The sequence below is a fragment of the Oculatella sp. LEGE 06141 genome (genome assembly GCF_015207605.1).
Lineage (GTDB): Bacteria > Cyanobacteriota > Cyanobacteriia > Elainellales > Elainellaceae > Oculatella.
Map to the genome: position 1 here is coordinate 211,970 of NZ_JADEWO010000003.1, position 13,383 is coordinate 225,352.

The following is a 13,383-nucleotide window of genomic DNA, read 5'->3' on the forward strand; positions in this document are numbered from 1 at the left end:
TACCTCGTTTAAGATCCAGTCGCAAGCGGAGGACATACCGTATTTACCTGAAGGCACAAGTTCCGAATGAACGGATCGTTAGCCGGAGGTTCGTTGTAGAACTCACTACGAATGGCTTGTGAGGTTACAAATCGCTGTGCGATCGGGCCAGCCGGCGCATATTGTAGCCCTACATCGTAACCCCAGAGACGGTTCGGTGGTTCGTAGTATCGAATGACCTCTGCATCTACTGTGGTTTGGTTGGTTTCAAATGAATCCTGGTCAAACGGAGCAGTAGCATAGTTGCTGAAGTTGAGTTGAATAAACGACCCGGAAATGTAGAGCTTTTTACCACTCCAGTCCTCAATGAATCGAGGGAAGTTGTGCAAACCGCCATAGGATTGCTTGGGACGCGATGGCACAATGCCGCTGATCAGAATTGAGTTGACCCGCGTTAAATCTTTGGCAACATTTCGAGCCTTAACGCTGTTTACCGCGTAGTAAGCCTTGTCGTAGCCATCGCCAGTGTGGCGCATCGGGTCGCCAGAATTAGTAATCACGATGGGTGAGGTTTCGGAGGTTTCGGCTGCTAGTACGGGTCTGTCCAGTTCAGCGATGTTGGTTCGCATCCAGTAAACGCCGTTCGTGTTAGCCGCAGTCACTACACTGGGGCGGTTCTGGTTCAAGTAAGACGTGGCGATTTGAGTGGGAACGGCATTATTCTCCATGCAACCATAGAACTTGTTGCTCACCTTCAAGCTGGTGCTGCCAGCTTGACCAAGCGTCATAAACCCATCTTCAATACTGCCGTCGCAGAAGTTGTCTGAAAGGATGGTAATGCCATCAGCCAGAATTTCAGACGGTCGCCACTGATCCTTTTCTTTCTGAGAAAACTCAGTAGTGTTTAGATCTTTGCGGTTGTAGAAGTTGTCGGCTGTGTAGTTATCTGCCAATTTGGTGTTGAACTCTTCCAGGCGATTGGCATCGTCTCGTGTTTCTTGACCATTGGAACTGAACCGCTGGTGCAGGTTGAAATCGCCCTGAATATAGACGGGGTTATCGGATACGAACGACAATCCACGACCATCGTCACCGTCGCGCCAAACAAACATTCCACGCCGGATGCGGAAACCGTTTGGTCGGCGATCTGGATCGGCAAAGTAATCAACAGGTTTTGTGCTAATCCGGTTGGTTTCGTTGTATGGCGGGTCGGTTGAGTTAAAGGCATCTGTAGCCGTCGCAGATACATTCATGCGGCAAGTAGCCGTTTGCAGATCGTCATTCTTCTTGCACTTGCTCCAGGTTGCTCCTGAGGTTCTGGGTCGAACGATGTTGTTCTCCGAGACAGCGTCTTCGCGGAAGGCATAAACGATGCCACTTGGAGGTAGCCAGGGTTTGTTGTTGAGTTTGCTGCTGGGTGAACGCATCAACTTTAGATCCATGTCTAGCGTTCGAACACTCATCATTTCTCGACCGTTGAAGAAGGCTCCATCTTTGAGCGCGACACTGAGAACCTTGGCACTACCAGCAGCACCAGATGCACTATCTGGACAGTTGGGTGTGCATTTAATTAAATTCTCGCGGTTGCTGTTTGGAAGGAGAGCTGCATTGGTTTTGTCTACTGCTGGAAGATTCCAGTCGGTTAAATATCGAGGGCTGAGAGCAATATCGGATGGCCGAACCACTGTGTAAATTGCTCGTGGATTAGCCTGAACGTTGACTTTATCAATGTATGCATCGAAAAAGTCTCGCGTTCTCTGCAAGGGAACCCCACTACTTTCGTCGTGGCTATCGAGCTTGCTGTAGTCAAGGTCAATTCGTTTCTTGGGTTCATTCGTGATGTTCCCGTCTAAAGTCGGATCATAGGTTGTAAAGATCGAGTGGAGAATTGGATATCGTGCTCTCTTGGAGCAAAGAAGGAGTAGCGGCTCCTCAAGGCGTTGGTTGTACCAATTATCAGGTATAGGCGGCACCTTCTTTTTGATCTCGGCGCTCGCTAACTTTTCCCATAGATCACAGGTAAGGCTTTGTTGGTTCTTAGAGAAGCCATAGTGGCGATCGCGTTCTACCTGTTGTTTATCAATCACCAGACGAGCCAGCGCAGTGATCGAATCCATTGTGGTTTTATTTGCGCCGCTCAGTTTCGTTCCCCAACGCTCTAGCATCCAGACGAATACATCTGGATTATTTGAACCTGTCGCATTCACCCATGCGCCATTATCCGTGGCATTATTCGGATTGATCTTGGCTTTGTACAAGAGGAGTTCGGGATCTGGTACCGTCAGCGGAGGAACAGCGGCTGTCCCCTTTAGCAGCGATCGAAGAGCACCGCGCAGTCCATTGTTGATTGCTCCATCGCCCTGTCCTGGTGGGCCAATGAGGTTGCCAGGAAGATTTTGAATGTCAAGCTGTTCTAAGTAGTTGACGTTGTAAGCTAACATGCCCAACGTGCAAGAGGCACTGTAAAGCGTACTCTTGTCGGCTGGACTGAGAGTATCGAAGGTGGCTCCGTTATCTATTAGCCGGATGACATTACGCAGCATAGAGAAGTCGCCCCACATCGCCATTTTGGGATAGGGATGAACATCTCCGCCGTTGCTGTCTTGCTGAGGCTGAAAAGAGGGAGCGCCACCTGCTGGATCACCCGCATACAGCGCTAAGTTTTTCAGCGCTCTCATTAATGGAGTGCCCGATTTAAAGTCGTCTTTTTTCGGAACGCTGTATTCCCATCCGTTGGTTCCCTGCCCTCGGAAGAAGTTACTGATGATAGGAGCTGGGTTGCCGTTCTCATCCTTAACGTTCTGAAATGTGCTGGCAGGCAGCCCCAACGCTAAATTCCTAAATGTGGCGCTTTCTTCCAGTGTCTTTGCTGTGCCGGGATGAACCGTTAAAGCGAGGCAAGCGGCTGGAATATCAACACCGGAGGGACTGTCTTTGTGGTAGATTGCAGCCGCTTGAACAGCAGAAAGATTATCCCATAACGTTTCCCGCTGTCGTGATTCGGCGCATCGGTTGTTATTGGTAGCCGTACATCCTTGAAATGGAAGCAGCGGTTCATTTTCATAGGTTGCATCCTGTGGGCCACCCCAACCTGCCTGATCTCCAAGTTCCATCCGCTGTCCAACAATGACGCGCAAGCCTTCACGGCGGGCACGGCGTTCCCAGTAGCCATCTAAACCGACACTGGTTGTATCTTGCCCTGGCCCCGGATCGTTGCCAATTAGCTTGGGTTCACCAGAAATAGGTAGGCCGATCGCCCCTGGAATAGCTTCATCCGCATAGGTTGGTTTAGGGCCATAGCGGTTATCGGCACGGTAGGTATCGTCTACATAGGGCGCTTTTTCCGCTTGCCGTCTCATCCGTTCCTGCTTAGACAGCTCCCCTTTCTCCCAGTTGCCATCCATCTGCTGTTCAAAGTTCGTGATCTTTCTAGCAGCAGAAATATTTTCGGTTTGCAATCTAACTGGATCGAGGCTGAAGGCGGCAGGGGTCGTACCGCTAGTCGGTTTAACCGAATCGGTGCCTGTATCAAGCTTGCTGATTGGGTTACCACCCCCGTCTTTGTAGCTGGGGCCGGTGCTGGTGTAGAGGTGGAAGGTGGAATTTCCGTCGAACTTGTCGTCTCTAACCGTACCGCTCATGAACTGCCCGGTGAAGGCGGGTTGATCCTTGGCTGGATCGGCGGCGTTAGCGGCGATCGTGATCTCCGACGCATCTTTGGTGTAGAGGCATGAGGCCGGAGAACTGATGAGATAGCCAACAAATTGACTTCCCCCAACAACCAGATTACCCTCCGTATGCATGGCTCCGTTCCAGTTGAACGCAGGACCAGGGAAAATCTCAAGGTCATTGCGGAACCAGGCACCCCATTTGTTTCCTCGCGTTAGCTGGCGATCTTGCTGAAACTCCAGAGTTGAAACGGTGCCGTTGAGGTTGGGGGAACCATCTGCGTTGATGGGGAGAACGTAAGCATTAACCTGGAAGTTCTTCCGCAAGATGGCGGTATTGGAGTCATCTCGGAACCAACCCTGTTCAATGGGTGGAGCGCTCTGGCTATTGGATGAATCCAGCTTGCATGAATTGTTGAGTTCGCTCAGGTTGCTGAGCGGTGCCTGGCGCACTTGCAAATTCTTTGCCCGCCCCTGTAACGCAGCAGGGCGCGAATCTTTCATTGCATTCGCGGCCGCTGGAGTTTGGAACACGATGGAATAGGCCACCAGGGCATCGTCAACCCCATCGCCATCGGTATCTGCCTTGTATTTCCAGGCGTTGTCTGTCCGTCCATCGCCGTTGATGTCAATCCGAGTGCCCTCATCGGGAAACGTGTAGGGGTCATAGTTCTGAGGACGGTGTTGACCAACGGTGATTCCATTGACTGGCTTGCCGTCATTCAGCAACATTCCCATCAACCAATCTTCACTGGGAATACCGCCAGGAAACCGGGGATCTTTTTGAACGTCGAAGAGGTATTCCAGTTTGGCTTTGGCTCGGTCAATGGCTGGTGTGGCTGCGTTGTAAATTACCCGCTGTTGCCGCTCGCCCATTGTCTGTTGCGATCGGGTGTACGTTCGATAACCGATGGAGCCTACGGTAAGGGTTACTACTAACAGAAGAAGGACTGTTGTCGGTAGGACAAAGCCTGCTTTGGCGAACAGAGGCTGCCGTCCAATGACCAATAGACCTCGAAGCAGCCAGCTGATGATTCCTTTTGTAACCGAACGAGCGAGTTTACTGATTTGTTCAAGAAGAGATTGGATTGCCCTACTTAGCTTACGCGTTGACATAGCTGCTTTCCTGTCGAAGATAGTATGCCCCAGATTCAAAGGCCAGGGAAGATACGTGGGATGGGTTAGTAGAAGAGAGGCGATCTGAGATAATCGGCTGCTCTGGTAATCCGTTTGAACGGGGGTTCAAACCCTGTGTTCGAAAAACTTCATCTAAAATTCATAGATTAAGCACACGGTGTTTATGTCTTAACAACTGGCTCTCTCCTCATCAACAGGGAAATTACGATAACGGCTATAGATTGACTCCGTAGAATTAACGGTGACTCGGCTGAGCAGGCGATCGAATGTCGCTAGAGCTAATGCATTCCCGGAGGTCGTTTGCAAAGAGCAATGGGTCTGCATCAGCAAGACGAGATTTGAAAAGTATCTAATCCACCCTGGAACAAGATGCAAACCTCTCAAACCCTCCCTGATTCCTCTCATTTGGAGAGGAATTGAGCTGTTCAAATTCCCCGTGTGTTGAGGGAATTTAAGGAGATCTGAAGTGTTTGGTATCAAAGGGCGCTTTTCAAACATCCTCTGAGATGGGCTAACAGTAACCATACACATCAACACAATACTGCCTGAGTTCTCAAAGGAACACCTGGGCAGTTATGCCGCAGCGTTGTCACGCTGGGACATCACAACAGGAAACTAATGCCAACACAACTTTATCTTGATTAGGCTTTTAGTTTATGAATATTTTGTGATGAACTAATACGACCTATAGTGCCCCCGTCCACTCAAAAATCGATCAGGGGGAGCTATATTTCCCAAATGCAGTTTGAACCGTTGCACCCGTCAGAGCAATTTAAAATCAAAAAGGGCGCAAGTCCTGCGCCCTTTACGTTATTTGCATACTTAAAATTAATTTGAAGTTGGTGAAACAACGAAATTAATATTTTCTGAGATCGATCCCAGCTTCTTTTGCCATTGCGGCTAACCCTTTGCGTTCCAGGGTTTTGATGGCTTTTGTGGACAGACGAAGTTTTACCCAGCGATTTCCCTGAGGCCACCACACTCGCTTGTCTTGAAGGTTCACTTCTTGCAGCTTTTTGTTCCGGCGGTGGGAGTGGGAGACTGCGTAAGCATTGTTTGCTTTCTTACCAGTTAGTTCACACTTGCGCGACATAGCAGTAGTTGGAGTAAGTTGACACGAACGTTGATTATATCCGAAGAACCGGATTAGAGGAAAGGGCAAGGACTGAAAGCCGCGCTGTTGAACAAAGCACGATTGACGAGTGGATGTCTCTTGCCCCTATCGTTTCTCTGCTGAGGAGACTGGTTTGAGGGTGCCCAACTCGCCGCTGTTATTGGGTTAGACGTGTCAAAACCTGGTTCGATCGCTCCACAAACGCTTTCATACCATTGGCATCAAACCCCTTTTGCGCCATCAGTGCTAAATCATAAACATGCTGGCAGATCAGGGTGGCTAATTCACTGGATGGTGAGTTTCCATCGGCTTGCACAATACTGCCCTGGTTCAGGTTGGTCAGGTTTTGAACCAGCGGATGAGCTGTGTTGACCAACAAAGTATGCTCTTCTGGAAACTCGACCGCTTGTTGCGTTAACAGTGCATTCATCTCCCGCATCCGGCGTAGCGTTTCGGGCAACAGCACGATCGCAGGTGGAGCAGTATCAGCATTCTCCGCTTTGAGCGCTTCGGTCCGGATCGTAACCTTGGGCTTGTTTAACGCTTTCTCGAATAGCTCTTTAATTTGTTCGCCTCGCGTTTTGTTGGTCTTGGGATCAACAATGTCGCTGGCTTTATCTTTATCGATCAGCGTATCGTCGAGATCCGAATCGACTCTCGAAAACTTCACGTCTGGATGCTCTCGCTCCAGGAAGCTGATGAAGTGGCTATCGATAAAGGAATCCATAAACAGCACTTCTAAGCCCTGACTCTTGTGCAACTCGACATAGGTTGCTTGCGATGCCTCGTCTGTGCAGTAATACACGCGGTTTTCGTGACGAGCCTGGTTACGTTCTAGATAGTCTTTCAATGTGGTGTAAGACTTGCCATCCACCACGTCACTCTGCTTGGGTTCCGAGGCTTCTTGCCAGACATCGCTTTCTGCCGTTTGTACCTCAACCTTGGGTTGGTCAGCGGTTGCTCCCAAACTGGCAGTGGTGCGGAAGATCAAAATATCTTCAACCTGCTTCTTAAACTTGTCGTCGTTCATGGAGCCGAACTTGACAAAGGTGCCCAGGTCTTGCCAGCTCTTGATGTATGCCTGGCGATCGTCCCGATAGAGTTCCTTGAGGCGATCGCCTACTTTTTTGGCAATGTAATCTGCAATCTTGCGAACGGTGCGATCGTTTTGCAAAAAGCTGCGCGATACGTTCAGCGGAATATCAACGCTATCAATTACGCCGCGTAGCGGCAGCAAGAAGCGAGGGATCACCTCTTCGCAGTTGTCGCTAACAAAGACCTGGTTGCAAAACAGCTTGATTTGCCCCTTGGTGACATCGACATCGGGCTTCAGTTTAGGGAAGTAAAGAATGCCGTTCACCACAAAGGGATAGTCGGTGTTGAGATGAACCCACAGAAGCGGCTCTTCCTGGAAGGGATAGAAATAACGGTAAAATTCCAAATAATCTTCTTTGGAAAGCGTATTGGGCGATTCCTTCCAGGGTGCTTTTTGCTGGTTAATTTGCTCTCCATCTAACTTGATGGGGAAGGGCATGAAGTCGCAGTAGGTTTTGACTAACTGCTGAATGCGATACGGCTCCAGGTATTCTAGTTCTTCGTCTTGCAGCGTCAACGTAATGGTGGTGCCCCGTTCGGTGCGAGTCGATTCGCTGATCTCAAACTGGGTCGAACCGTCGCACGACCAGTGAACCGGGTTCGCACCATCCTGGTAAGACAGGGTATCGATTTCCACTCGGCTTGCCACCATAAAGGAGGAATAAAAGCCCAAGCCAAAGTGACCGATGATGTTTTGATCGGTGCTGTTTTTGTATTTTTCAACAAACTCTTCAGCACTAGAAAAAGCGACCTGGTTGATGTACTTTTTCACCTCGTCGGCTGTCATGCCGATGCCGTTGTCTGAGATGGAAAGCGTTTTGTTTTCCTTGTCGATCGCAATTTTGATCTCTGGTTCGCCTAACTCGCCGGAGTATTCACCGGAGCGAGAAACCATGCTGAGCTTTTGGATAGCGTCTACTGCGTTGGAAATCAGTTCTCTCAGGAAGATTTCGTGGTCAGAGTAAAGCCACTTTTTGATGATTGGGAAAATATTCTCAGTATGGATACTGATGTTTCCCTGCTCTAGGATCGTCGTCATGGGTCTACTTCAGGTTATAGGTCTAGGTTTAAATTTTTCTTGCCCAATCGGGAGCGATGTGTCACACCAATACGCTAGGCGATCGCTCTCTATTTTAATTAGAAGACTATTTCTCCATCGTGATACGGATTTCCCTACCTTAGTCAATAGCGGCAAGTTGTTGCTTGGCCTGCACCGGGCGGTGAAGTTCACCCCTCAGTGCTGAGAAGAGGAGCAACCGCTGGGTCTGGAGGACTGGGAACCGCTAACTTTTTGATGAAGGCCAGTTGATGGTCAACCAGATCGACCTGAATAACATCCCCTTCAACAAACGTGTTTTCTAACAGTTTGGTTGCAATGGGATTTTCTACCTCTTTCTGGATGGCGCGTTTCAACGGACGGGCCCCATAAACCGGGTCATAGCCCACATCAGCAATGTAATTTTGGGCGGCTGTGGTTAGCTCTAACCCAATCTTTTGATCGGCTAAGAGCCGATGAACCCGCTGAAGCTGAATGCCAACAATGCGCCGCAACTCCTTCAGGTTGAGCGGATGGAAGAGGATGATGTCATCGACACGATTGAGAAACTCTGGACGGAAGTGCGATCGCAACGCATCCATGACACGTTTCCGCATGACCTCATACTGCGAATCATCCCCAGACACGTCCAGAATGTGGTCGCTGCCGATATTACTGGTCATGACGACGATTGTGTTGCGGAAATCGACCGTTCGCCCTTGCGAGTCGGTCACGCGCCCATCGTCTAGCACTTGCAGTAAGACGTTGAAAACATCGGGATGGGCTTTTTCGACTTCATCAAGCAGCAAAACTGAATAGGGACGACGACGAATGGCCTCTGTAAGCTGTCCGCCTTCTTCGTAGCCAACGTACCCCGGAGGGGCACCGACTAATCGTGAAACGGCATGCTTCTCCATGTATTCCGACATATCAATGCGAACGATCGCATCTTCGGAGTCGAACAGCGCTTCTGCTAACGTCCGTGCCAGTTCGGTTTTACCAACGCCCGTTGGCCCCATAAACAGGAATGACCCAATTGGGCGCGAGGGATCTTTCATACCAGCACGGGCGCGGCGAATGGCGGCGGCAACGGCTGAAACGGCTTCTTCCTGACCAATAACCCTCTGATGCAGGTAACTCTCAAGCTGCAACAGCTTTTGCCGCTCTGTTTCTAACAGGCGATTAACGGGAATGCCTGTCCATTTGGCGACAATTTCAGCGATGTCACTCTCCGTTACTTGCTGCTTGAGTAGAGCCGCTCCACGCGCCTGCATGTCAATTAACGTGGCTTCTTTGGCCTCTAGCTCTCGATGCACGGCTTCTAAACGACCGTATTTCAATTGAGCTGCCGTGTTCAGGTCATAGTCTCGCTCGGCTTTCTCAATTTGTCGCCGCAGTTGTTCTTCCTCTTCTCGCAGCGCCTTAATGGCCTCTAGCATTTGCTTCTCAGATTCCCACTGAGTGCTAAATTGCTGCTGCTGCTGCTTCAGTTCGTCAATTTCCTGTTCGATCCGCTCCAGCCGTTCTTTGGAGGTGCGATAGGCAGTGAGAATGCCCGATGCCTGACCTTCTGCTTCAAGGGATAGGCGCTCCATCTCTAGCTGCATCAAGCGGCGATCGATCGTCTCTAGCTCTTCTGGTTTGGAAGTGCTTTCCATTTTGAGCTTGGCGGCAGCTTCATCAACTAAATCGATCGCCTTATCGGGCAGGAAGCGATCGGTGATGTAGCGATCGGACAGCGTCGCGGCAGCGACCAGGGCAGAGTCTAAAATTTGAACATTATGGTGGGTTTCGTAACGATTTTTGAGACCCCGTAAAATTGAAATAGTGGCTTCCACGCCTGGTTGGGCAATGTAAACCTGCTGGAATCGTCGTTCTAACGCCGCATCTTTTTCAATGTGCTTACGGTATTCGTCCAGCGTGGTTGCACCAATACAGCGCAGCTCACCCCTTGCCAGCATCGGCTTTAGCAGGTTGCCAGCGTCCATTGTGCCCTGTCCGGCTCCTGCCCCAACCACAGTGTGCAACTCGTCAATAAACAGGACAATTTGACCGTCGGAATTGGTAACTTCTCGCAATACGGCACGCAGGCGATCTTCAAACTCGCCGCGATATTTTGCCCCGGCAATCAGCGAACCCATGTCGAGGGAAATTAAAAGCCGATTCTTGAGGGATTCTGGAACGTCTCCGTTGACGATGCGTTGAGCCAGCCCTTCTGCGATCGCTGTTTTACCGACTCCCGGTTCTCCAATCAGAACGGGGTTATTTTTGGTGCGGCGAGAAAGTACCTGAACCACTCGCCGAATTTCTTCATCCCGACCAATCACGGGGTCGAGTTTGCCTGCTTTGGCCTGTTCGGTGAGATCTCGCCCATACTTGTCGAGCGCATTGTAACGGGATTCAGGCGTTTGGTCGGTAACCTTTTGGCTACCTCGAACGGATTTGATAGCCGTTTCAAGCTGTTTGACTTCGACGTTGGCCGTTTTGAATAAGCGACGACCGACGCGATCGTCTTCCGCCAATGCCAACAGTAAGTGTTCGACTGAAATGTACTCATCTTGCAACACTTGCCGCGCCGTTTCGGCTTTGTCTAGCATGACATCCAGACCGCGACCAAGATAAAGTTGAGAACTGTCTGATACTCTGGGTTGGCGCTGGGCAAAGCCTTCGAGTTGCTGCTTCAGCCAATCTGGATTCATTCCAGCTTTGTCTAGAATGCCGTCGGCAAGCCCCTCTTGCTCTAATAATGCAAGCGATACATGTTCAACCTCTAGCTGTTGATGTCTAAAGCTGCGGGCGACATCTTGGGATTTAACGATCGCATCCCAAGCTTTTTCAGTAAATTTGCTAGGGTCAGTGGGCTGCATGTTCTAAACGAAATGACCTCAAGAAACCGTAATCTGGCGCTTTCAGTATAGCAAGTGGGGTACGTTGCTTCTGGTACCCGACGGCAATCGGGGGATAGGCTCAACTCGGTCTTAACGTTTCAAGAAGCAATACGCTTGCTTGAGATTGATTCCAACTGGTTGAACTAGCCCCATGCTACCTATCTGCTTCGCTTACTATACAGTTAATTGTTTAACTTGGCTGCCGAGCCTGGTCAGGATGGTTCAAACGGGCTGAGTGGTACTCGAACCGCTCCCTTTTATGGTTATGCCATAAGCGCTAAGCCCCCTTCCAAACGGTCTGATCTGAGCTTTGACCTGAGCGCTCAGGTTAAAACCTCAGAGTAGGGACTGGATGGAACGAATGCAGATCGTTTGCTACCGTTCAAACGCCTTCTGAAGCGTATGATTTCAAATCTATGCCAGTGTTGCCATGTCGTTCTCTGTCGTTTGGTGTAGATTGCAACCTGCGAGAGATTCGATCGCCATTTCAACTGCCGAGAATAATGGTGCTACTCATCTACTATTAGTCAGTTATTACCCATTTATTAAATTACTGCTCGTAAGTGACCAGTCACGCAGCCAGGGGATGATGGCAGTACAGACAACCCGTAGACAAGTTAATGATAGGAGCGGAACCATGTACGAACCGAGCGATCGCCCACCACTTGAACCTCAAATGACTGAACCGACGGTTGAGTCTGATAGTTCTGCCGACGACAACATCAGCGTTGAAGAATTCAAAATTACCGGAGACTCGTTGGTTGCGAAAATCAAAGAGTTAATTCATCAAGGCAACATTCGACGCATCATCATCAAGAATGAAGAAGGGCGAACGTTGATTGAAATTCCCTTAACTGTAGGAGTCGTTGGAGGGTTGGTTGGAGCGGCAGTGTTTCCAGTGGTGGCAGCTCTGGGGGCGATCGGCGCTCTCGTCGCCCACCTGACGGTAGTCATTGAGCGGAAAGTGTAACAGCCGTCCCGCTCATCTGCATCGTTCGTCACCTACGGCTGATGTTGATCAAAGGATCTAAAGTAACCGTTCGTCGTGAACCGGAATCTGGGTCAAATTTGGCAGTTCAATCTGAACTTGCTCCTGCTGTTCCACCAATTCTTTCTGCGGTTCCTTTAGATCGATTGGCAGAGCTAGGGGCTGTGGTTTCTCAATCCAGCAGCTCGCGCTCGGCAGAGATTGTTCTAAATCATCCAGCGGTCGTGGAATAACCATCACGGCGTGGAGTTCACCGATGCGTTCTGCTTCGTGCATTCCGGCTTCGATCGCCATTGCCACATCGGCAACACGACCGCGAACAATAGCAGTACACAGGCCATCTCCAATAATTTCATAAGCGGCCAGATGAACATCGGCTGCTTTCAGCATGGCATCTGCCGCCCCCACCATTGCCGGGAAGCCTCGGGTTTCTAATAGGCCAATGGCCATGTTGCTTAGACGGCTATAGCCCTGGTCTTCTGCAACATGCATCAGGCGACTACCAATTGGCAGCACTGCGTCTAAATTGGGATAAGGACGAGCAATGATGGATTTTGAGATCAGTTGGCCGAACTGCTCAGCGGTTTCTGCGCCGACCTCTACCGCAATTCGTACATCTGAGACGCTACCGCGAACAACCGCCGTACAGTAGCCGCTACCGATCTTTTCATAGCCAACTAGCGTCACCCCTGAAGACTTGAGCATCATGTCAGCAGTTCCTATGATGGCCGGAAAACTGCGGGTTGAAACCATGCCTAGCGCTTTGTCAGTCAGGTCTTTGCTTTCGTTTAGTTGAGGCTGCCTTGAGCGAAACGACGGTTTAGATAACGCTGACTGACTTTGTTCAATATCCATCACCTACCTCCACTACAACCATACGCCTCTCTCACTTAAGTATCTCCATCAGAAGATGGATTGAACGGCGACAAATTATTAGAAGATTGGCGAGTTGGGAACAGCGCTACCATCATTCGGTTAAAGGAGGCTTGGCCATAGACCTGAGCCGGACGGCTTTCTGAGAGCGTACCTGCTTGGTCTGAGTTGGATGCTGTATCCGCCTTTGGGGGATGGGAGGATGTGGGGTGATGAGCAGGGTCAGTCGTAGATTCTGTCAGTTGATAGCTTGTATCGCCGAGCAGAGAATTAGCCGAGATTACCTGTTCTGCTTCAACTGAACAGTTGATGATGGTGGTCTGTGAGCCAATACAGGCACTCTTGCCAATACGACCGTTACCAACGACCAGGACTTTTGCTCCTAGCGTTGCGCTTGCTTCTATTTCTAAAGTGCCCTGTTGAGCGTGCAATACTGTCCCTGAGCCGATACACGCACCGGCTGCAATGATGAGTTGGCTGTTTGGATCAGCCTGGAGGACAACATCAGCGGCGATCGCCGCTTCTGGGTGAATCGTCACATCGCCGCTGATATAAAAGTGGAACTCACTCATCTGGGTCAAAGTCGCAGCCATTAAATCGAGGAA

7 protein-coding genes are annotated in these 13,383 nt (G+C 50.1%); 1 reads left to right on the forward strand and 6 read right to left on the reverse strand.

The features are described from left to right. Positions 1-8: 8 nt before the first annotated feature. The 4 genes from hpsA to clpB all read right to left on the reverse strand — a co-directional run bounded on the left by hpsA (position 9) and on the right by clpB (position 10,896). Positions 9-4,763, reverse strand: coding sequence for a hormogonium polysaccharide biosynthesis protein HpsA (gene hpsA, locus IQ268_RS03945; protein WP_228035065.1), 4,755 nt, complete (start codon positions 4,761-4,763; stop codon positions 9-11). Between the two features lie 877 nt (positions 4,764-5,640). Beyond that, on the reverse strand, positions 5,641-5,877 hold the full coding sequence (rpmB, locus tag IQ268_RS03950) for a 50S ribosomal protein L28 (protein WP_193875744.1): 237 nt from the start codon (positions 5,875-5,877) through the stop codon (positions 5,641-5,643). A 178-nt stretch (positions 5,878-6,055) separates the two neighbouring features. Next, positions 6,056-8,032, reverse strand: coding sequence for a molecular chaperone HtpG (htpG, locus tag IQ268_RS03955; RefSeq protein WP_193875746.1), 1,977 nt, complete (start codon positions 8,030-8,032; stop codon positions 6,056-6,058). Positions 8,033-8,220: 188 nt separating this feature from the next. Further along, positions 8,221-10,896 carry an ATP-dependent chaperone ClpB gene (clpB, locus tag IQ268_RS03960; protein WP_193875748.1) on the reverse strand — a complete coding sequence of 892 codons (2,676 nt, stop codon included), beginning with the start codon at positions 10,894-10,896 and terminating at the stop codon, positions 8,221-8,223. Positions 10,897-11,593: 697 nt separating this feature from the next. Between clpB and IQ268_RS03965 the strand changes: the two genes are divergently transcribed. Next, complete coding sequence (locus IQ268_RS03965) at positions 11,594-11,887, forward strand: DUF4342 domain-containing protein (protein ID WP_370584640.1); 294 nt, start codon at positions 11,594-11,596, stop codon at positions 11,885-11,887. Positions 11,888-11,944: 57 nt separating this feature from the next. Here the strand turns inward: IQ268_RS03965 and IQ268_RS03970 are convergent, their stop codons facing one another. Together IQ268_RS03970 and IQ268_RS03975 are read right to left on the reverse strand one after the other, a co-directional pair. Then, positions 11,945-12,760 (reverse strand): BMC domain-containing protein, encoded by an 816-nt coding sequence (locus IQ268_RS03970; protein ID WP_193875752.1) that lies wholly within the window; start codon positions 12,758-12,760, stop codon positions 11,945-11,947. Between the two features lie 35 nt (positions 12,761-12,795). Then, positions 12,796-13,371, reverse strand: coding sequence for a transferase (locus tag IQ268_RS03975; protein ID WP_193875754.1), 576 nt, complete (start codon positions 13,369-13,371; stop codon positions 12,796-12,798). Between the last annotated feature and the right edge of the window lie 12 nt (positions 13,372-13,383).